At 68.9% G+C, this 18,990-nt stretch carries 21 protein-coding genes; 11 read left to right on the top strand and 10 right to left on the bottom strand.

Features of this window, described 5'->3' with window-relative positions; genetic code table 11:
• Positions 1-64: 64 nt before the first annotated feature.
• The 7 genes from AAHG03_RS03760 to AAHG03_RS03730 form a co-directional block, all read right to left on the bottom strand.
• A complete protein-coding gene (locus AAHG03_RS03760) occupies positions 65-1,186 on the bottom strand; it encodes a YncE family protein (RefSeq protein ID WP_342148872.1) in 1,122 nt (373 codons plus the stop codon).
• A 29-nt stretch (positions 1,187-1,215) separates the two neighbouring features.
• Positions 1,216-1,746 carry an SRPBCC family protein gene (locus AAHG03_RS03755; protein ID WP_342148870.1) on the bottom strand — a complete coding sequence of 177 codons (531 nt, stop codon included), beginning with the start codon at positions 1,744-1,746 and terminating at the stop codon, positions 1,216-1,218.
• Between the two features lie 153 nt (positions 1,747-1,899).
• Complete coding sequence (locus tag AAHG03_RS03750; RefSeq protein ID WP_342148869.1) at positions 1,900-2,484, bottom strand: DUF447 domain-containing protein; 585 nt, start codon at positions 2,482-2,484, stop codon at positions 1,900-1,902.
• 4 nt (positions 2,485-2,488) lie between these two features.
• Positions 2,489-4,066, bottom strand: coding sequence for a DUF6513 domain-containing protein (locus AAHG03_RS03745; protein ID WP_342148867.1), 1,578 nt, complete (start codon positions 4,064-4,066; stop codon positions 2,489-2,491).
• Positions 4,063-4,587 (bottom strand): uridylate kinase, encoded by a 525-nt coding sequence (locus tag AAHG03_RS03740; protein WP_342148865.1) that lies wholly within the window; start codon positions 4,585-4,587, stop codon positions 4,063-4,065. Before AAHG03_RS03740 ends, AAHG03_RS03745 begins: the two co-directional genes overlap by 4 nt.
• Before the next feature lie 206 nt (positions 4,588-4,793).
• The gene (locus AAHG03_RS03735) at positions 4,794-5,492 is read right to left on the bottom strand and encodes a (5-formylfuran-3-yl)methyl phosphate synthase (protein WP_342148864.1); all 699 of its coding nucleotides are present in this window, start codon (positions 5,490-5,492) and stop codon (positions 4,794-4,796) included.
• A 64-nt stretch (positions 5,493-5,556) separates the two neighbouring features.
• Entirely contained in the window at positions 5,557-6,093 is a 537-nt protein-coding gene (locus AAHG03_RS03730) for a DUF3280 domain-containing protein (RefSeq protein ID WP_342148862.1), read from the bottom strand.
• Between the two features lie 652 nt (positions 6,094-6,745).
• Here AAHG03_RS03730 and AAHG03_RS03725 point away from each other — a divergent pair.
• The 7 genes from AAHG03_RS03725 (at position 6,746) to AAHG03_RS03695 (ending at position 12,236) form a co-directional block, all read left to right on the top strand.
• The gene (locus AAHG03_RS03725; RefSeq protein WP_342148861.1) at positions 6,746-7,972 is read left to right on the top strand and encodes an ABC transporter substrate-binding protein; all 1,227 of its coding nucleotides are present in this window, start codon (positions 6,746-6,748) and stop codon (positions 7,970-7,972) included.
• Positions 7,973-8,138: 166 nt separating this feature from the next.
• Positions 8,139-9,125, top strand: coding sequence for a YVTN family beta-propeller repeat protein (locus tag AAHG03_RS03720; protein WP_342148859.1), 987 nt, complete (start codon positions 8,139-8,141; stop codon positions 9,123-9,125).
• Positions 9,126-9,154: 29 nt separating this feature from the next.
• The gene (locus AAHG03_RS03715) at positions 9,155-9,589 is read left to right on the top strand and encodes a cupredoxin domain-containing protein (RefSeq protein WP_342148858.1); all 435 of its coding nucleotides are present in this window, start codon (positions 9,155-9,157) and stop codon (positions 9,587-9,589) included.
• Positions 9,590-9,758: 169 nt separating this feature from the next.
• On the top strand, positions 9,759-9,965 hold the full coding sequence (locus AAHG03_RS03710; protein ID WP_342148857.1) for a hypothetical protein: 207 nt from the start codon (positions 9,759-9,761) through the stop codon (positions 9,963-9,965).
• The gene (locus tag AAHG03_RS03705; protein ID WP_342148855.1) at positions 9,962-10,711 is read left to right on the top strand and encodes an ABC transporter ATP-binding protein; all 750 of its coding nucleotides are present in this window, start codon (positions 9,962-9,964) and stop codon (positions 10,709-10,711) included. Before AAHG03_RS03710 ends, AAHG03_RS03705 begins: the two co-directional genes overlap by 4 nt.
• Positions 10,708-11,601: an ABC transporter permease gene (locus AAHG03_RS03700; protein ID WP_342148854.1), complete on the top strand. Its 894-nt coding sequence runs from the start codon at positions 10,708-10,710 to the stop codon at positions 11,599-11,601. Before AAHG03_RS03705 ends, AAHG03_RS03700 begins: the two co-directional genes overlap by 4 nt.
• A 14-nt stretch (positions 11,602-11,615) precedes the next feature.
• A complete protein-coding gene (locus AAHG03_RS03695) occupies positions 11,616-12,236 on the top strand; it encodes a hypothetical protein (protein WP_342148853.1) in 621 nt (206 codons plus the stop codon).
• A gap of 1 nt (position 12,237) precedes the next feature.
• Here AAHG03_RS03695 and AAHG03_RS03690 read toward each other — a convergent pair whose 3' ends face one another.
• Together AAHG03_RS03690 and AAHG03_RS03685 are read right to left on the bottom strand one after the other, a co-directional pair.
• Positions 12,238-12,570, bottom strand: a complete 333-nt coding sequence (locus AAHG03_RS03690; protein WP_342148852.1) for a hypothetical protein — start codon at positions 12,568-12,570, stop codon at positions 12,238-12,240.
• A 270-nt stretch (positions 12,571-12,840) separates the two neighbouring features.
• Positions 12,841-13,446: a helix-turn-helix domain-containing protein gene (locus tag AAHG03_RS03685; protein WP_342149196.1), complete on the bottom strand. Its 606-nt coding sequence runs from the start codon at positions 13,444-13,446 to the stop codon at positions 12,841-12,843.
• A gap of 221 nt (positions 13,447-13,667) precedes the next feature.
• Here AAHG03_RS03685 and AAHG03_RS03680 point away from each other — a divergent pair, with 221 nt between their 5' ends.
• From AAHG03_RS03680 to glnT, 4 genes are all read left to right on the top strand, one after another.
• Positions 13,668-14,576: a class II glutamine amidotransferase gene (locus tag AAHG03_RS03680; RefSeq protein WP_342148851.1), complete on the top strand. Its 909-nt coding sequence runs from the start codon at positions 13,668-13,670 to the stop codon at positions 14,574-14,576.
• Complete coding sequence (locus AAHG03_RS03675) at positions 14,576-15,265, top strand: protein glxC (protein WP_342148850.1); 690 nt, start codon at positions 14,576-14,578, stop codon at positions 15,263-15,265. Before AAHG03_RS03680 ends, AAHG03_RS03675 begins: the two co-directional genes overlap by 1 nt.
• A complete protein-coding gene (locus AAHG03_RS03670; protein ID WP_342148848.1) occupies positions 15,265-16,593 on the top strand; it encodes an FMN-binding glutamate synthase family protein in 1,329 nt (442 codons plus the stop codon). Before AAHG03_RS03675 ends, AAHG03_RS03670 begins: the two co-directional genes overlap by 1 nt.
• Before the next feature lie 92 nt (positions 16,594-16,685).
• Positions 16,686-17,984, top strand: a complete 1,299-nt coding sequence (gene glnT / locus AAHG03_RS03665) for a type III glutamate--ammonia ligase (protein WP_342148847.1) — start codon at positions 16,686-16,688, stop codon at positions 17,982-17,984.
• A gap of 179 nt (positions 17,985-18,163) precedes the next feature.
• Here glnT and ssb read toward each other — a convergent pair whose 3' ends face one another.
• Entirely contained in the window at positions 18,164-18,712 is a 549-nt protein-coding gene (ssb, locus tag AAHG03_RS03660; RefSeq protein ID WP_342148845.1) for a single-stranded DNA-binding protein, read from the bottom strand.
• Positions 18,713-18,990: the final 278 nt, after the last annotated feature.

Below are 18,990 nucleotides of genomic sequence, written 5' to 3'. Positions count from 1 at the left end.
GCTGGAGCCCTCCTTCGAGGCCGCTTCGCGGCACCTCAGGATGAGGGGGTTGAGTGGGACGGGCCTACCGCAAAAAATCCCCGAACGCGCGCGGGCCGTCGCCGGTCTCGATCGTCGCGGTCACCTTGAGGCTCTCCGGGTCGATCAGGCTGAGGGAGTTGTCGCCCCAGTTGGCGACGACCACGGTCTTACCGTCGCGGGTCGCGGCGATGCCCTCGGGGTGGTCGCCGACATCGACCGTGCCGAGTGTCTGCATCGTCGCCGGGTCGAACGCCGTCACGGTGTTGGAATACTGGTCGGTGACGAAGCCGCGGTTGCCGGCGAACGCGATGACGTAGGGGCGCTGGCCGGTCTTGACCCGGCCGGTCTCGCGGCCCGCCGCGAGGTCGATGGCCGAGACGTCGTCGGACAGGACGTTGGCGGTGAAGGCGCGGGTGCCGTCGGGCGAGAGCGTCAGGCCGAAAGGGTGGGTGCCGACCGCGATGCACCGCGTCTCCTTGCGGGTCGCCACGTCGATCACCGAGACGGAATCGGATTCGCGGTTGGCCACCAGCAGCGTCGCCCCGTCCGGCGTCACGGCGATGCCGGAGGGCGATTGGCCGGTGGCGATCTCGCCGTCGAGGCTGAGGCCCTCGGGCGTGGGGCGCAGCACGAACACCCGCTCGGCGAACCAATCGGCGACGTAGACCTCGCCCGATTTCGGGTTGACCCCGACGCCGAGCGGCCCGCCGGGCAGGGCGAGTTCGGACAGGACCTTTTGCGAGTCGAGATCGATCACCGTGATCCCGTGTCCCTCGGGCCGGGTGACGTAGGCGCGCGCCCGGTCGGGCGACAGCGCGATGCCGGCGGGGGCGCCCGCGACCGGGATCGTGTGCAGGACTCTTTTGGACGCAAGATCGACGATCTCGACGGCGTTGCCGAGTTGCGTGGTGACGATGGCTTCCTGGGCCAGGGCGGGGGTGGCCAGCAGGAGCAGGCTCAGCGAGAGCCGCCGGGTAACCCTCCCCCCTCTGCGGGGGAGGGTGTCCGCGGAGCGGACGGGAGAGGGGAGCGACGGTGCCGCTTGGCCGCCCTCGACCAGCCATCTCCGGAAGCGGGGTTTCCCCTCTCCCGATCCCCTTCGGGGGCCACCCTCCCCCGCAGAGGGGGGAGGGGAGGGGCGGCGCGCTTGTCCGAGCACAATCATCGAGCGCGCCGCCTGCATCATCCTAAAACCTACGAGCCCTTCTCGGCCTTGGCCTTCACGTTCTGCAGGCCGGCCTTGTACAGGTCGGAGACGGCCTTCTTGGAGGCTTCGTCGTTGAGGTCCGGCGGCGGATCGTTGTTCATGTAGCCGCGGTAGAACGCGCCGCGCCAGGTCATCTTGGTCTTGTCGCCGTTGCCCTCGACCTCGATCGTCGAGGAATAGTCGTTCACCGGCAGGGTTTTCACGTCGACCTTGTCGATCCGGTACATGTAGGTCATCTTCGCGGCGTCGTACTTGGCGAGTTCTTCCTGAACCGTGGCGCCGCCCTTGAGGGTCAGCGTGCGGGTCGCCTTGACCTCGTTGCCGCCCTTGCCCTCGGTCTTCTCGACCGGCGGAATCCAGCTGCCGTCCTGGAAGTTGCCGACGATGGCCCAGACCTTGTCGGCGGGGGCGTTGATCTCGATCGACTCCGAGACCTTCTGGCGGGTCGGGCCGTGGGCCTGGGCCGCGAAGGTCACCGTGGCCAGTGCCGCGACCGCGGCGAGCGTCCTGAATCGCATTCTCTTCTTCTCCTCCCGTGGGGCGCTGCCGGAGGGCGGCGCCGCGTCACCCCTCAATCGATGCGTTCCCACACATCGCCCGCGGCGTCGACTTGGCCAGAGGGCCCGAGCCGCCGCTCGCGAAAAATTTGCGGCCCACCGGCCGCGATCCCGTCACGGGGCCGGCAGAACCCGCTCGCTGCGCCCGAGCGCGGCCGCGACCTTGTCCTCGATCCAGTCCCAGGCCTCGCGCTCCGCGGGACCGGCGGTCTTCTGGATGGCGATGGCGTGGTAGGCCATCTCCGTCAGGATTTTTTCCGGCTCCAACATGTGCAGCCGGGTCGAGAGGATCGCCGCCTCGATCACGGCCGCCTGCGCCCGGTTATAGCCGATGAACGGCACGTGGCTCTGCGCGTGGACCATGCGGCCCCGGTAGCGCGGGCGGGTCTCGTCGTCCTCCACCGAGGCCACCTCGAACTCGGCATGGCCGAAGCACTCCGCGAGGCGCTTTCCCGGAATCTTCTCGCAATTCACCACCGGCCAGTCGCGCCGGCCGGTGACCACGCCCGCGATCACCCGCACGTCGCTCGGGGCCGAGGCGCAGAAATAGGGCCGCTCGGTCAGGTTGGTGATGGTCGGCGAGGGCCGGAATGGGGCGAGCACGAAATCCTCGCCCTCGCGGATCAGCCCGAACGGCACGAGATGCATCGCCCCGTCGGACGAGAGGGTGGTGACGACGGTCTCCAGGATCAGCGGCATCGGTTCAGCCCCGTTCCTCGTCCGGCACCAGCCGGCCGCAGACGATGCGTCCGCCGCGCGGCTCGCTCAGCGGATCGCCGGCTGCGTCCGAGCCTCGGCCGGTCTCGATCCCGGGCCGTTCCGCATCCTGCTCCGGCGGCACCGAAGCCGCACGCGCGGCCTCCGGCGCGGCGGGGCCGCTGTGGCGCGTATGCGCCGCCTTCTTCGTCGGCCCGGCCTGCTTGAAGGCGGTGGTGTCCTCTTGGGTCCGGTCGGCGGCGCAGCCCCAGTCGAGGGGCTCGTCCTGCACGTAGCGCTTGCCCAGCCGATACGCGGTCTCGGCCTTGGTCAGCTCGCCGCCGAGATAGAACGCGTGGGCGCCGTCGCTCTCCACGCTCAGATCGGGGAAGAAGGCCATGGCGTCGGTGCCGGTCTTGTGAATGTCGCGGTTGAAGACGTGGATGCCGTCCTCCGCCACCGCGATGCGGTAGTTCGGGTCGCGCACGTCCGCCGCCTGGGCCGCGATCTCGTCGGGGGTCTGCACGAAGGGGCGCTTGTCGTGAAGTGCCAGTAGCTCCCGGCCGTAGCCCTTCGGCAGGGCCGCGTCGGCCTTCGCCGCGTACATGATACGGCGGGCCGCGTCGTGCTCCTCGACGGTGCGGCGGGTGTGGTTCGAGACCTGCACGATCAGCACGTTGCCGATGGACAGTTCCGAGCACATGCCGACGAGCAGGGCCGTGACGCCGAGGCTGTCGGCCTCGGTGAGTTCGGTGAGGTTGCCGGTGCCCATCATCATCGCGATGTCGGGCCAGCGGGCGCGGGTGTCGCGGTAGCGCGCGATCGAATCGACGAAGCCGAAATGGATCGGCTCGAGGATCGGGTCGGCGAGGAAGGGTTTTCCCGCCTTCACCATCCGCTCGATGGCCCGATCCAGCGAGGGCAGGTCGTCGGGGCGCATCGGCACGAGGACGGGGACCGCGTCGGTCTCGAACGCGAGGTCCAGCGTCTCCTCGTTGAGGCTGAGCAGGAAGTCGGCCCCGGCCCGCGCGCCGCGGGTGAGTTCGTCGAGCGAGAAGGAATCGACGCTGACCTTCAGCCCGGCCTCTTTCAGGCCGCGCACGCTCTCTTCGAGATGCGGGAAATCGGTGTCGGGCAGTCCGCCGAGATCGATCACGTCGGCGCCCTTGGCCGCCAGCTCCCGGCCCTTCGCGACGATCTCTTCGGGCGTCATCTTCGAGGCATCGACGATCTCGGAGAAGATGCGCAGGTCGTGGCGCGACAGATCGACCTTGCGAGCGGTGAGCCCGAGATAGGCCGGCAGATCGACCACCTCGTCCGGCCCCCGCTCCACGGGCAGGCCGAAATGCAGGCTCAGCGCTTCAGGGTTCGCGCGGCAGCGGCCGGGGAGCACGATGCGGGTCGCGCCCTCGGGCATCGTGATCCGGCGCTTGATGATCTCTTCCGTCATCAGCGCGGCGACCTTCACGCCGGCGTCGGCGATCGACCAGAGGTAGCGCTCCGGCGGCAGGGTTGCCGCGACCTTTTCGAGCCGGGCATGCGCCAGCTTGCCGGTGATGAAGACGAGATGCTCGGGCGCGCTCATGCGGCCTCACTGACGGAAACGGGGCCGCGCACCACGATCGCGCCGGGATAGAGGGCGGCGAAACGCGGGAAGGCCGCGTCCACCAGCCCGGCGGCGGCGAGCGCCTGCGGGTCGGCGGCGGGCACGGGCGCGGATTTTTGGAGGATGCAGGATTGGGCGCCGAGCCGCGTCGCGAGCCAGAGGGCGAGGCTGTCGGAGGTGACCGCCCAGCTCTCCGGGATGTCGGGGCAACCCGCTTTCAGCGCGGCCGGGTCCCAGACGACGGACCGGTTTTGGGCGAGGGCGTCGGCCACGGCGTCGAGGCTCGCGGCGACGGCGAGGCGTGGTTCGAGATGGCAAAAAACCTCGGCCATGCGGCCCATGGCGTCGAGGGCGAGGCGGTGGGCCAGCGCGTCGTCGAAGCCGAGGGCGGATTGGGCCGTGCGCACTGCGTCGGCGAAGGGGCCGCCGCCGGGGACGATGGCCGTGGGGGTGGTCGTGCAAGCGGCGAGGAGGGTGCGCAGGCGCGCGCGGTCAGCCAAAAGGCTGCCGCCGAGTTTGACGACGCTCCATTCCCTCCCCCCTCTGCGGGGGAGGGGGCCTGCGGAGCAGGCGGGAGAGGGGAGCGACGGCGCCGCTTGGCCGCGGTCGAAAGAGAATTCGCCGGAAGCGTCGCTCCCCTCTCCCGGCCCGCTTCGCGGGCCACCCTCCCCCGCGGAGGGGGGAGGGGGATTGGCGGCGCGGGTCATCACGCGGCGTCGGCGCGGCGCGGCATCCGCAGCGCGGCCACGGCTTCGCTGATCCGGGCCTCGTCCAGCCCCTGGCGCCGGTCGCCGCCGCGGCACAGGCCGCCGCGGAAGCCGAGATAATCGGGTCCGAGCGCGGCCAGCGCCGGGATGTCGGCGAGCCGCAGGGAGCCGGCGAGCCCGCTCATCAGGTCGTGAGCGCGGCAAGACGCGACGAACGCGGCGAGCGTCGCAGCCGGCAAACAATCGCGCAGGCCGGTGCCGCGCTTGCCCCGCGTGTCGATCATCGCGCCGGAAAACCCCGCCGCCGCCAGCCGCGCCGGGAGATCGTTCGAAAAGGAATCCTCGGCGAAGACGACGCCGATCAGCCGGCCCGGCGCTGCCGCAGCAGCGTCGGCAAGCGCCGCGTCGGAGGCGTCATCGACCGCGATCTTGATCCAGCCCGGGCCCGCTTCGGACATCGCACGGACCGCGCCCGCGAGGTCGGCGCCGGTGCCGTCGCCCGCGACTGCGCTGGTGATCGCCCGCCCGTCGATCGTCGCGACGATTCCCCTCACCGTCTCGGGCGGCAGCGCCCCGAGGGCGCCGCGCTCGGGGTCCTTGGCGTCGATCAGGTCGGCGCCCGCGCGGAGCGCGACGCGCGCCTCCGCGGCGTCGCGGACGCTGACGAGGAGGCGGACGGGGGCGCAAACCTGGGACACGGGAACGCTTAAACGCTCGGACGGGGCGTCGGCGCAAGTCCCGTCGCGAGCATGCGGGGCGCGCTTACGAGCGGCCCGGCAGCGGCTCGGCCAGCAGGCGGTTCTTCACGATCCAGCGCACGGCGTGGGACCAGTCGTCGTCGGTGTTGGCTCGGATCGTCACCTGACCCTGGCGCACCACCTTGCCGCTCTCGGCCTCGCTGATGACGATCATGAGGTTGAACAGCTGGTTGGCGCCCTTGTCGGCGAACGACGTGACGGCGAGGTCCGCGCCGAGCGCCTTGGCGATCGGCGGGACGCAGCCGTTGCACTTGTAGAGCGGGCTCTCCTTGCGGATCTCGTCCGCTTGGGGGCCCAGATCGACGCTCTCGATCCCGGCCTTTTCCGAGAGCTGCGCCTTCAGCACGTCGGTGACGAGGCCCAGCCGCTTCTGGTCGGCGGGCAGGTTCTTGCGGCCGTAGGCCAGCGTCGGGTCGTTCATCTCGGCGGGGAAGATCGCCGCCTTGCGGGCGTCCTCCGCCGCAGCCGCGCCGCCGAGCAGCGGCACGAGCGCGAGCGCCAGGGCATGACGGCGGACGGCCGGAGGAACGCGCAGGGTCATGCGGAAGAAACCTCGACGTCTTTTCGCGCGGCGCGAGGGGCCGCACGGCAAAATATCTCGGGCGGCCGGAGGATTTGGCAACGGGTCGGGCTTCAGCCTGCGCGACCTGCCGAAGGAACAATGCTTCCCGGCTCGCAAATCAAAGGTTGCGCGTTGATCGTCTGCTTTCCGCTGAAACCGGGACGATATTTACCAGGGGTTGATTTAGGGGCGCATTTTCGAAAAGAGATTGCGCTAAGCGTTAGGTTGGCTAAATTGATTTCGCTCAGCGCACCTCTCCGATCACGAACGCCTGGGCACCGGGCTTGCGGCGGTGGGCCGGCCGCCGACGCCATTTGGCGAGTAGGCTCGGTCGGAGGGGAGGTGACGAAATGTGATCGGCTATCCTGTCGTGACCATCACCCTGAGCAAGAACGCCAGCGCGTGGTCCATGACCATCACGCTGGCGTGGATGATGCTCTCGTAGCCTGAGCAAAGAGGGCCGGCGGGGTGCCACCTGCCGGCCCTCACTTCACAAGTTAGCGTGCGTTGGCCCGAATGCCAATGCGAAGCGTCGGAGTCGTGAATCGAGTCCGGCGGCGCCCATGTCTTAGAAAAAACTTATGTTTTCGTCGTTGAGGCGGCCGGGGCAATGTTGCTAGCGTTATCGCGCATGCGCGTTTCCCCCACTCTCCTCCTCGCCCTCGCGGTTCTCGCGAACATCCCGCTCGCTCAGGCGCAGGAGCCCAAGGCGGCGACCGGCGAATCGCCGCCGCCCCCACAGGCGGGGCTAAGCGACACGCATATCGCGATGATCTACCGGCCGGTGCCGCCGCCGTCCTCCTACGACGCCGAGGCCGAGCCCGAGGATCTGGGGGTCGCCGGCGCCCGCATGGCGGTGAAGGACAACAACACCACCGGCCGCTTCACCAAGCAGACCTACGCCCTCGACGAGGTGGCGCTGGAGGCGGGCCAGGATGCGGTGGCCGCGGCCAGGGAGCTGGCCGCCAAGGGCGTGAAGTACTTCGCCCTGACGCTGCCGGCGGAAGAGGTGCTGGCGGTGGCCGATGCCCTGAAGGATCAGGATGTCGTGATCCTCAACGCGGGCGCCCCCGACGACCGCCTGCGCGGGGCCGATTGCCGGGTCAACGTGTTCCACACGATCCCGAGCCGCGCGATGCAGACGGACGCGCTGGCGCAGTACATGACGCTGATGCGCTGGCGTAAGATCTTTTTGATCGTCGGCCCGAGCGAGCGCGACAAGGCCTACGCCGACGCCTTGAAGAACTCGGCGAAAAAGTTCGGGCTGAAGATCACGGCGGAGAAGCCCTGGACCTTCGGCCCGCTGGCCAAGGCGCGGGGCGATACGCCGACCCGGGCCGAGGCGATGGTGTTCACCCGCGGCCTCGACTACGACATGGCCATCGTCGCCGACGAGGAGGGCGATTGGGGCGACTACGTCCCGTTCCGCACCGTCGATCCACGGCCCGTGGCCGGCACGCAGGGCCTGATCGCCACCACGTGGCACCCGACGCTGGAGACCTGGGGCGCGGCCCAGGCGCAGAACCGCTTCCGCCGCCAGACCGGCCGGCTGATGCGCCCGCTCGACTATCAGGCCTGGGCGGCGATCCGCACCGTGGGCGAGGCAGCGACGCAGAAGAAGAGCACCGAGGTCGGCGTGATCCGCCCCTACCTGACGACGCCCGAGTTCTCGCTGCCGGCCTACAAGGGCGTCTCGCTCACCTACCGCCCCTGGGACCACCAGCTGCGCCAGCCGGTGATCGTAGTGCAGCCGAAGGCCATGGTCTCGGTAGCGCCCGAGCAGGGCTTCATCCACCAGCGCACCCCGCTCGATACGCTCGGCACCGACGAGCCGGAGACGACGTGCAAGCTGAAGTGACCCGGGGCTGATCGCCCGAGCCCTTGCGGCAATCCACCGCCCGGCCCAAGCGGGCGGGTGCGCCGATTTTCCCTTTGTGCCGGGCGCCCTAGTTCGCCATCTCGGCCTTAAGGACACGACTCGAACCAAGGCGCGGCCAAGCGCCGGAACGACAGGGAGGAAGCCGATGGTCGCTCGCGTCAGGGCGGGACTGGGTGTGGCGGCGCTGGCCAGCGTCTGGCTCGCGGGCGGGCAGGGCGCGCAGGCCTTCACCGCCTACGTCACCAACGAGAAGGCCAACACCGTCTCGGTGATCGACACCACCACCATGGCGGTGACCGGGACGTGGAAGGTCGGGCGCCGGCCCCGCGGCGTGACCCTGTCGAAGGACGACAAGGAGCTGTTCGTCTGCGCCAGCGACGACGACCGCATCGACGTGCTCGACACCGCCACCGGCAAGGTGATCCGCTCGCTGCGCTCCGGCCCCGATCCGGAGCAGTTCATCCTCGATCAGAGCGGCAACCCGCTCTACGTCGCCAACGAGGACGACAGCCAGGTCACCATCATCGACATCGAGAAGAACAAGGTGCTCGCCGAGATTCCGGTGGGCGTCGAGCCGGAAGGGATGGGCCTGTCGCCGGATGGTAAGGTGCTCGTGAACACCTCCGAGACCACCAACATGGCCCACTTCATCGACACCAAGACCTTCGAGGTGATCGACAACGTGCTGGTCGATGCCCGCCCCCGCTTCGCCGAGTTCTCGAAGGACGGAAAAATCCTCTGGGTCTCCTCGGAGGTCGGCGGCACCGTCTCGATCATCGACACCGGCACCCGCAAGGTGGTGAAGAAGATCAGCTTCAAGATCCCCGGCGTCACCGACGAGCAGATCCAGCCGGTCGGCGTGCGCCTGACCAGCGACGGCACCAAGGCCTTCGTCGCGCTGGGGCCGGCCAACCGCGTCGCGGTGATCGATGCCAAGACCTACGAGGTGCAGAAGTACCTGCCCGTGGGCCAGCGCGTCTGGCAACTCGCCTTCACGCCCGACGAGAAGCAGCTCTACTCGACCAACGGCACCTCGAACGATGTCTCGGTGATCGATGTCGAGGCGCTGAAGGTAGTCAAAAGCATCCCCGTGGGCCTGCTGCCCTGGGGCGTGGCGATCTCGAAGAAATAAGCCGGCAAAAAGTCTCGGGAGGAAACGACATGGCATGGACCACGCGCCTCGGCCTCGCCGCCGCGGCCCTGATGCTCGGTCTCGCGCCCGCGGGCGCTCTCGACCTGACGAAGAAGCGCCAGAACTTGCCCGACCTCGTGCTGGGCAACGAGGAGGGCAACGACTTCGTGGTCGAGAACCGCGACATCGAATTGGAGGCCGGCAAGGCCTATCGCCTGCGCATCGTCGCCAAGGGCCGGCAGGAATACAAGTTCTACGCGCCCGAGTTCTTCCGCTACATCTGGCTCAACCAGATCGTGATCGAGCACAAGGAGATCCACGGCGGCGGCCCGCCCGATCACCTCGAATTCGACGATCCCGGCGAGATCGCCATCGAGTTCGTGGCGATCAAGCCCGGCGAGTACCGGTGGTACGCGCAGGGGTTGGAGGAGAAGGGCATGGCCGGCAAGATTTCGGTGAAGTGAGATGATGGTCATGCGCTCAGTGAGCCGGATCCCCTCCCCCTTGCGGGGAGGGGTAGGGGTGGGGGTGGTGCAGAAGGCACCGCCGCGCTCCATCCTGCACCACCCCCACCTCCGGCTCCTCCCCGCAAGGGGGAGGAGAGGCGCGTCGGCGGTCGTCGCGCTTTTCTTGATGACAGCGCCCGCACTCGCCGACGACAAGACCGACTGCGCGGCCGGGATCGCCGACATCAAGGCAAAGGTCGCGGGCCTCGCCCCCGACGCCGTCCCGCAGAAACTGAAGAAGGCCCTGCGGGTGGCCGAGCGCGAGCAGGGGGAGGGCGAGTTCGACGAGTGCGTGGAGGCGCTCGACGACGCCAAGCGGGCGCTGCCGCGATGAGCGCGGCCCTCGACGTCGCGCAGGTGAGCCACCGCTTCGGCCAGCGCGCCGCGCTGTCGGACGTGTCGATCACGGTCGAGCGCGGGCGCTTCATGGCGCTGCTCGGGCCGAACGGCGCGGGCAAGACCACGTTGTTCTCGGTCATCACCCGGCTCTACAACAACCAGGAGGGCCGGGTGTCGATCCTCGGCCATCCCCTGGACCGGGAGCCGTCCCGCGCGCTCGCCCGCCTCGGCGTGGTGTTCCAGGCGCGAACCCTCGACACCGACCTCACCGTCGCGCAGAACCTGCACTACCACGCGAGCCTGCACGGCATCGCCCGCAAGGCCGCGCGCGTCCGCATCGAGAGCCTGCTCGCCCGCGTCGGCCTGTCGGAGCGGCGCGACGACAAGATCAGGACGCTGTCCGGCGGCCAGTCCCGGCGCATCGAGATTGCCCGCTCGCTGATCCACGAGCCGCGCCTGCTGCTCCTCGACGAGCCGACGGTCGGCCTCGACCTCGAATCCCGCGCCGACATCGTCGCCATCGTCCGCGCCCTGGTGCGCGAAGAGGGCCTGTCGGTGCTGTGGGCGACCCACATCTTCGAGGAAATCTCGCCCGAGGACGACGCGGTGGTCCTGCACAAGGGCCGCATCGTCGCCCGCGGCAAGGCCGGCGAGATCGGCGCGCCGGGCGAGACCCTGGAGGCCGCCTTCCGCCGCCTCGTCTCCGAGCCGGGCAAGCCGACCGGAAAGGTTGCCGCATGAGCGTCCCGACGAATCCCGCCGTGGCGGCCCCCGCCGACGCAGGCGTCAAGCCCGTGCCCCATGCCGGCCGGCTCGATGCCGTCGGCTATCTGATCGCGCTCGGCGGCATCGTGCGCCGCGAGCTGCTGCGCTTCTTCAATCAGAAGGAGCGGTTCTTTTCCGCGCTGGTGCGCCCGCTGGTGTGGCTGTTCATCTTCGCCGCGGGTTTTCGCAACACGCTGGGCGTCTCGATCACGCCCCCTTACGAGACCTACGTGCTTTACGAGGTCTACGTCGTGCCGGGGCTCGCCGTGATGATCCAGCTGTTCAACGGCATGCAGTCCTCACTGTCGATGGTCTACGACCGTGAGGTCGGCTCGATGAAAGTGCTGCTGACCTCGCCCTATCCGCGCTGGCTGCTGCTGCTCGCCAAGCTGATCGCGGGCGTGTGCGTCTCCATCGTCCAGGCCTACGCGTTCCTCGCCATCGCGTATTTCTGGGAGACCGACATCCCGACCATCGGCTACCTCGCCGCGCTGCCGGCCTTCCTGGCCGCGGGGATGATGCTGGGGGCCATCGGCCTGTTCCTGTCGTCGCTGGTGCGGCAATTGGAGAACTTCGCCAGCGTGATGAACTTCGTGATCTTCCCGATGTTCTTTGCCTCTTCCGCCCTATATCCGCTCTGGCGCATCCGGGAATCGAGCGACACGCTCTACTGGATCTGCCAGGCCAACCCGTTCACCCACGCCGTCGAGCTGGTGCGCTTCGCCCTCTACGGGAAGTTCGAGCCGCTGAGCTTTGCCGTCGTGGTCGGGACCGGCCTCCTGTTCTTCACGCTCGCCGTGATCGCCTACGACCCGGGCCGGGGCATCATGGCTCGTCGCGGCGGACCGGCCGGCGAAACCCCGTGAGAGGATTTCTTTTCATGCGCGCGTTCACCCTCACCCTCCTGCTGGCGATGGCCGCCGGGCCGGCGCTGGCGCAACAGAGGCAGGACCCGGACTGGCCCTGCGCCCAGCGCCGGGTGCCGACGATCGGCTACGGCGCGGTCTGGACCGGGCCGGACCCGACCGGGGCCGCGAGCGAGTGGGGCAACGACCGCGAGGCGGCGCAGCTCGCCCGCAAGCTCGCCTCCCGCCGCACGGAACTGCGCGAGGCCGACACCCTGATCGACGAGTTCGCCGAAAAACTCGATCCGGCCGAGAAGCAGAAGCGCCTCACGCACGTCTTCGCCGGCGTCTACGAGATCGTCACCGGCGAGCGCTCGACGGTGATGAACGGCATCGTCCGCTACGCGCAGGGCCAGCGGCGGCTGGCCGAGCGCATCCGCGACGAGGCCGACAAGGTCAGCGAGCTGAAGGATTCGCCCGACAACGACACCACCAAGGTGTCCTCGAAGGAAGTCGCCGAGCTGGAGACCAAGTTTAACTGGGACCGCCGCATCTTCGACGAGCGCAACCAGTCGGTCTCCTACGTCTGCGAAGTGCCGACCCTGCTGGAACAGCGCCTCGGCGAGATCGCGAAACGGATTCAGGCGAAGCTCTGAGTCAGGGGCAGTAGCGCAGCGGACGGCCGAACGGGTCGTCGAAGCCGGGGCCGGGGCGGAAGCCGTAATAGCTCGGCTTGCCCAGGCCGTAGGCCGAGCCGACATAGCTCGGATCGTCGGGCGCGTCGGTCGGCACCGGTGCGATCCGCGGCGCGCACCCCGCGAGCCGGTGCGGCGGCGGCAGGCGCTCGCCGATGGAATCGCCCTCGGCGCGGGGGAAGAAGCGCGGGGCCTGCGGGCCCGGGGGCGGTTCGAGGCCGAGCAGGTCGGCGGCCTGGACCGGCGCGACGGCGAGGACGAGAAGGGCCGCTGCCCATAGCCGTCCGCCCGTCATCGTCGCTCCCCCGTGCAAAAACCGGAAAAGCCGTCGCAGTTTGTGGTGAACGGTTCGTTACCGCGGTGCCGGCCACGGGGCGGCGCGTTAAGGCTGCGCCTGCGAGATCACCAACCTCCACAGAACAACCCACGCCCGTCATTCCGGGGCCGCGCAGCGGAACCCGGAATCCACGACTGGCCTCGACCGTCCGTATGGCCGCGCATCACGGGTGGATTCCGGGTTCTCGCCTTCGGCGAGCCCCGGAATGACGGTGAAGAGAATGGCGCCTCACCCCCGCGGATAGACGATGATCGACAGATACGTCATCGGCGTCTTCAACAGCTTGGCCGGGCCGTGCAGGCCGTTCGAGTCGAACATCAGCGCGTCGCCGGGGCCGAGATGATAGTCGAGGCCGGAATGGTGATACACCACCTCGCCGGTCAGCATGTAGATGAACTCCGTGCCGACATGGCGGAAGCTGGTATAGGCCTCGGCCTCCTCCTGCAGGGTGATCAGGTAGGGCTCGACCACCACGTCGCCGCGGATGCCGGCGCCCAGCAGCTCGTAGATGTGGCCGACCTTGGTGCCGCGCCGCTCGATCAGCACGCCCTGGCCGCTCTTCACGTGACTACAGTCGCGGGTCTCCTCGAAGGCGGCGAACAGCGCGGTGATCGGCACGTTGAGCGCCAGCGCGATGGCGTTGATGGAGGCGAGCGAGGGTGAGATCGCCCCGTTCTCGATCTTCGAGATCATGCCCGGCGAGATGCCCGCCGCAGCACCCAGATCGGCCACCGACAGGTCGCGCTCGCGCCGCAGCACCCGCACCTGATGGCCGAGCGCCTTTTCCAGCGGGCGCTCTTCCGCGATGGGCGCGTTCGAGGCGGTGTTCAGTATGGGGCCCGCAGTCACCGTCTCGCTCTCCGGTCGGCAAGCCGGCACTATGCAGCGCCGTCGCGGGTGCCGCCAGTGAAGCGCCGGTCGCAGCGGGTTGGTTCCACCACCGGTACTCCTGCCTCGTTTCCCATCAAGAAATATTAGTTCCCTTCAATTGACAGGGCCGGCGGCCCATGCGAGCAATCCGGCAACGGGCGAGGCGGCGCGGGAGGGTGGACGCGATGTGCGGGATTGTCGGACTCTTTCTGAAGAACCCGGAGCTGGAACCGCAACTCGGCGCGCTGCTCGCCGCCATGCTCAAGACCATGACGGATCGCGGCCCCGACAGCGCGGGCTTCGCGGTCTACGGTTCCGACGGCGCGGGCGTGAAGCTGACTCTGCGCGGCCCCGATGCGGATGCGCTCGCCGGGGCGGTGTCCGGGCTGGAAGACGCGCTCGGCGGGGGCGTCGAGGCGACCGCGCGCGACACCCACAGCGTCATCGCGCTCGCCGCCGATCAGGAGGAGACGGCCCGCAAGTGGCTCTCCGCCAACGCACCCGGCATCGACGTGGTCAGCGCGGGTAAGCGCATGGAAATCTACAAGGAGACGGGGCTCCCTGAGAACGTCGCCAAGCGCTTCGACCTCTCGACGATGACCGGCACCCACGGCATCGGCCACACCCGCATGGCGACCGAGAGCGCGGTGACGACGAACGGTGCGCATCCGTTCTCGACCGGCCTCGACGAATGCCTCGTCCACAACGGCTCGCTGTCGAACCACAACGACATGCGCCGCCGCCTCCAGCGCGAGGGCATCACGTTTGCCACCAAGAACGACACCGAGGTCGCCGCGGGCTATCTCAGCTGGCGCATGCGCGAGGGCGCCTCGCTGAAGGACGCGCTCGAATCGAGCCTGACCGACCTCGACGGCTTCTTCACCTTCGTGGTCGGCACCGAATCGGGCTTCGCCGTCGTGCGCGACCCGATCGCCTGCAAGCCCGCCGTGATGGCCGAGACCGACGACTACGTCGCCTTCGGCTCCGAGTACCGGGCGCTGATCGGCCTGCCGGGCATCGACAAGGCCCGCGTCTTCGAGCCCGAGCCCGCGAAGGTCTACGCTTGGGAGCGCGTTTCTGGGGAGCGCCACTGATGCCCGTCTACGATCTGAGAAGCGCCGGCCTGCGCGACCTGAACCGCCAGCTCCACGCGCTGCGCCCCGACACCAACGAGACCCACTGGACGGTCCAGAACCCCGACGGCGCGCACGCCATCGCGGCCGGGCTCGACGCGCCCGTCACCGTCGAGATCGAGGGCAATGTCGGCTATTACTGCGCCGGCATGAACAAGCTGGCGAGCGTCGTGATCCACGGCAGCGCCGGCACGGGTGTGGCCGAGAACATGATGAGCGGCTTCGTCCACGTGAAGGGCGATGTCAGCCAGTCGGCGGGCGCCACGTCCCACGGAGGCATGCTCGTCGTGGACGGCAATGCCGGAGCCCGCTGCGGCATCTCGATGAAGGGCATCGACATCCTGGTGAAGGGGTCGATCGGCCATATGTCGGCCTTCATGGCGCAGGCCGGCACGCTGACCGTGCTGGGCGACGCGGGCGAGGCGCTCGGCGACTCGCTCTACGAGGCCCGGCTCTACGTCCGCGGCTCGGTGAAGAGCCTGGGCGCCGACTGCATCGAGAAGCCCATGCGCGACGAGCACCGCGCGCAGCTCGCCGAGAAGCTCAAGGCGGCCGGCCTGCTGGGCGAGGTCGATCCGTCGGAATTCCGCCGCTACGGCTCGGCCCGCACCCTCTACCACTTCCACGTCGACAACGCCGGAGCCTACTGATGGCCGACAAGGCACCCCGCACGGCGCCGCGCTATTCGGCGACCTTCACCCCCGAGGTGATGTCCGAGATCCGCCGCGCGGCGGCGACCGGCATCTACGACATCCGCGGCGCGGGCGCGAAGCGCAAGCTGCCCCATTTCGACGACCTCCTGTTCCTCGGTGCCTCGATCAGCCGCTACCCGCTGGAGGGCTACCGCGAGCGCTGCAGCACCGAGGTCGTGCTGGGTTCGCGCTTCGCCAAGAAGCCGATCCATCTCAAGACGCCGATCACGATTGCCGGCATGAGCTTCGGCTCGCTCTCGGCCAACGCCAAGGAAGCGCTCGGCCGCGGCGCCACCATCGCCGGCACCTCGACCACCACGGGCGACGGCGGCATGACGCCGGAGGAGCGCGGCCACTCCAAGACCCTGGTCTACCAGTACCTGCCCTCGCGCTACGGCATGAACCCCGACGACCTGCGCCGGGCCGACGCCATCGAGGTCGTGGTCGGGCAGGGCGCCAAGCCCGGCGGCGGTGGCATGCTGCTGGGGCAAAAGATCACCGAGCGGGTCGCCGGCATGCGCTGCCTGCCGCCCGGCGTCGATCAGCGCTCCGCCTGCCGCCACCCGGACTGGACCGGCCCGGACGACCTTGAGATCAAGATCGGGGAACTGCGCGAAGTCACCGAGTGGGAGAAGCCGATCTACGTGAAGGTCGGCGCCTCGCGCCCCTATTACGACACCGCGCTCGCGGCGAAATCCGGCGCCGACGTGGTGGTGCTCGACGGCATGCAGGGCGGCACCGCGGCGACGCAGGACGTGTTCATCGAGCATGTCGGCTTGCCGACGCTGGCCGCGATCCGCCCCGCCGTGCAGGCGCTGCAGGATCTCGGCCTGCACCGGAAGGTGCAGCTCATCGTCTCCGGCGGCATCCGCTCGGGCGCCGACGTGGCCAAGGTCTTGGCGCTCGGGGCGGATGCGGTCGCCATCGGCACCGGCGCGCTGATCGCGCTCGGCGACAACGACCCGCGCTGGGAGGACGAGTATCAGGCGCTCGGCACCACCGCCGGCGCCTACGACGACTGGCACGAGGGACGTGACCCGGCGGGCATCACCACCCAGGACCCGGAGCTGATGAAGCGGCTCGATCCCGAACTCGCGGGGCGGCGGCTCGCCAACTACCTCGCGGTGATGACGCTGGAGGCCCAGACCATCGCGCGGGCCTGCGGCAAGAGCCACCTGCACAACCTGGAGCCCGAGGATCTCGTGGCGCTCACCATCGAGGCCGCCGCCATGGCCCAGGTGCCGCTCGCCGGCACGAACTGGGTTCCGGGCCAGACCGGCCTCTGAACGACGCGAGGCCGCCCCGCCGAAGGGGGCGGCCTTTTTCTTGAATGCGAGGGCCTGGAGCCGTGGCTCGGCCCGCAGACGGGAGGACCATCATGCCGCTCGATCTTGAGATTGCCGCCAAGGAACGCGGCATCAAGTACTTCCTCGTCTCCTACACCGACCTGTTCGGCACGCAGCGCGCCAAGCTGGTCCCGGCCGCCGCGATCAAGAGCACCTGCAAGAACGGCGCGGGCTTTGCCGGCTTCGCCACCTGGCTCGACATGAGCCCGGCGGATGCCGACCTGCTCGCCGTGCCGGACCCGGACGGCCTGATCCAGCTCCCCTGGAAACCGGAGGTCGGCTGGCTTCCCGCCGACCTCGTGATGGACGGCAAGCCCGTCGAGCAGGGGCCGCGCAACATCCTCAAGCGCCTGATCAAGGACGCCGCCCGCGACGGCCTCCAGATGAAGACCGGCGTCGAGTGCGAGTTCTTCCTGATCACGCCCTGCGGCTCCGAGCCCGCCGACACCGCCGATAAGCAGATCAAGCCCTGCTACGACCAATCGGCCCTGATGCGCCGCTACGACGTCATCACCGAGATCTGCGACGCGATGCTGTCGCTCGGCTGGAAGCCGTACCAGAACGACCACGAGGACGCGAACGGCCAGTTCGAGATGAACTGGGACTACGACGACGCCCTCGTCACCGCCGACCGGCACGCCTTCTTCAAGTACATGACCCGCTCGATCGCCGAGAAGCACGGCCTGCGGGCGACCTTCATGCCGAAACCCTTCATGGACCTGACGGGCTCGGGCTGCCACGCCCACGTCTCGGTCTGGCGCGACGGCCGCAACGTCTTTGCCGACGCCTCCGACGAGATCGGTATGTCGCAGGAGGGCTACCACTTCATCGGCGGCCTGATCCATTCGGCCGACGCGTTGGCGGCGATCACCAACCCCTGCGTCAACTCCTACAAGCGCATCAACGCGCCGCGCACGACCTCCGGCGCGACCTGGGCGCCCAACACCGTGACCTACACGGGCAACAACCGCACCCACATGATCCGCATCCCGGACGGCGGGCGCCTCGAATTCCGCCTCGCGGACGGCGCCGCCAACCCCTACCTGCTGCAATCCGCGATCCTGGCTGCGGGCATGGACGGCATCCGCAACCGCCGCGATCCCGGAAAACGCCTCGACATCAATATGTACACCGACGGCCACACGGTGGAGGGCGTGAAGCGCCTGCCGCTCAACATGCTCGACGCCATGCGGGCGCTGGAGCGCTGCGACGTGCTGAACGAGGCCTTCGGCTCGTTCGTGCCGAGCTACCTCAAGCTCAAGACCGAGGAGTGGAACAGCTACTGCCGCCACCTCACCCAGTGGGAGCGCGACACGACGCTGGATTGCTGACGCAGAAGGACCTGCCCGATCAAGGATCGGGCAGGTCCTTCTGCTTTTACTGTCGCTCTCGTCATGGTTCCCAAAGGACAAGTCCTTTGGCGGGGTTTGGGGCGGAGCCCCATGACGGCTCCGCCGGCCAAGGCTCCGCCCTGGACCCGCGAAAGGACCGGTCCTTTCGAAACCGATGACTAGAACGGGATGTCGTCGTCGAGGTCGTAGTTCGGCTTGCTGCCGCCGCTGCCACCGCCGGAGGGACGACGGTCGCCGCCGCCGGAGGAGCGGCCCGAGCCGTAATCGTCGCGCCCGCCGCGGTCGCCGCCGCGGCTGATCTGGCCGCCGCCGCCGTGGTCGTCCTCGCCCGCGAAGTCGCCGCCGCCGCCACCGCCGCGCCCGTCGAGGATCGTCATCTCGCCGCGGAAGCGCTGGAGCACGACCTCGGTCGTGTACTTCTCCACGCCCGACTGGTCGGTCCACTTGCGGGTCTGGAGCTGGCCCTCGATGTAAACTTTCGATCCCTTGCGCAGGTACTGCTCCGCCACGCGGGCGAGGTTGTCGTTGTAGATCACGACCGAGTGCCACTCGGTCTTCTCCTTGCGCTCGCCCGACGCCTTGTCCTTCCACGACTCCGACGTCGCGATGCGCAGGTTCACCACGGGGTCGCCCGAGGACAGGCGCCGAGTCTCGGGATCGCGCCCGAGATTGCCGACGAGGATCACCTTGTTGACGCTGCCCGCCATCCCACTCTCTCCATCCGATCCGATCTCACAGGGCTTGTTCGTCTCGCCCGCGATGGCGTGACCTTGGCGGTCCGGCCATTGCGGAGCAAGCCGTCGGCGCGGCTTGTGCCCGCTTCACACCGGTGCGCCGCGCCGCGAATTTGTTCTACTTTTGTTCGGAATGCCGGGCAAGGTGCCGGAGGGTTGCAAAAAACCTCACCGTCGTTCCGGGGCTCGCCGAAGGCGAGAACCCGGACCCGAAGGGGCGCGCCAGCGGCGTGCAATCCACGACTGGCCGC

This window comes from Methylorubrum subtropicum (assembly GCF_038442325.1).
GTDB lineage: Bacteria > Pseudomonadota > Alphaproteobacteria > Rhizobiales > Beijerinckiaceae > Methylobacterium > Methylobacterium subtropicum.
Note: the sequence above shows the minus strand (reverse complement) of the source record. Positions and strands in the feature narration are given on the sequence as shown.

Coding starts and splice junctions, on each gene's coding strand:
- AAHG03_RS03760 (WP_342148872.1), bottom strand. CDS start 1,186: ATGATTGTGCTCGGACAAGCGCGCCGCCCCTCCCCTCCCCCCTCTGCG.
- AAHG03_RS03755 (WP_342148870.1), bottom strand. CDS start 1,746: ATGCGATTCAGGACGCTCGCCGCGGTCGCGGCACTGGCCACGGTGACC.
- AAHG03_RS03750 (WP_342148869.1), bottom strand. CDS start 2,484: ATGCCGCTGATCCTGGAGACCGTCGTCACCACCCTCTCGTCCGACGGG.
- AAHG03_RS03745 (WP_342148867.1), bottom strand. CDS start 4,066: ATGAGCGCGCCCGAGCATCTCGTCTTCATCACCGGCAAGCTGGCGCAT.
- AAHG03_RS03730 (WP_342148862.1), bottom strand. CDS start 6,093: ATGACCCTGCGCGTTCCTCCGGCCGTCCGCCGTCATGCCCTGGCGCTC.
- AAHG03_RS03725 (WP_342148861.1), top strand. CDS start 6,746: ATGCGCGTTTCCCCCACTCTCCTCCTCGCCCTCGCGGTTCTCGCGAAC.
- AAHG03_RS03720 (WP_342148859.1), top strand. CDS start 8,139: ATGGTCGCTCGCGTCAGGGCGGGACTGGGTGTGGCGGCGCTGGCCAGC.
- AAHG03_RS03715 (WP_342148858.1), top strand. CDS start 9,155: ATGGCATGGACCACGCGCCTCGGCCTCGCCGCCGCGGCCCTGATGCTC.
- AAHG03_RS03710 (WP_342148857.1), top strand. CDS start 9,759: ATGACAGCGCCCGCACTCGCCGACGACAAGACCGACTGCGCGGCCGGG.
- AAHG03_RS03705 (WP_342148855.1), top strand. CDS start 9,962: ATGAGCGCGGCCCTCGACGTCGCGCAGGTGAGCCACCGCTTCGGCCAG.
- AAHG03_RS03700 (WP_342148854.1), top strand. CDS start 10,708: ATGAGCGTCCCGACGAATCCCGCCGTGGCGGCCCCCGCCGACGCAGGC.
- AAHG03_RS03695 (WP_342148853.1), top strand. CDS start 11,616: ATGCGCGCGTTCACCCTCACCCTCCTGCTGGCGATGGCCGCCGGGCCG.
- AAHG03_RS03690 (WP_342148852.1), bottom strand. CDS start 12,570: ATGACGGGCGGACGGCTATGGGCAGCGGCCCTTCTCGTCCTCGCCGTC.
- AAHG03_RS03680 (WP_342148851.1), top strand. CDS start 13,668: ATGTGCGGGATTGTCGGACTCTTTCTGAAGAACCCGGAGCTGGAACCG.
- AAHG03_RS03675 (WP_342148850.1), top strand. CDS start 14,576: ATGCCCGTCTACGATCTGAGAAGCGCCGGCCTGCGCGACCTGAACCGC.
- AAHG03_RS03670 (WP_342148848.1), top strand. CDS start 15,265: ATGGCCGACAAGGCACCCCGCACGGCGCCGCGCTATTCGGCGACCTTC.
- glnT (WP_342148847.1), top strand. CDS start 16,686: ATGCCGCTCGATCTTGAGATTGCCGCCAAGGAACGCGGCATCAAGTAC.
- ssb (WP_342148845.1), bottom strand. CDS start 18,712: ATGGCGGGCAGCGTCAACAAGGTGATCCTCGTCGGCAATCTCGGGCGC.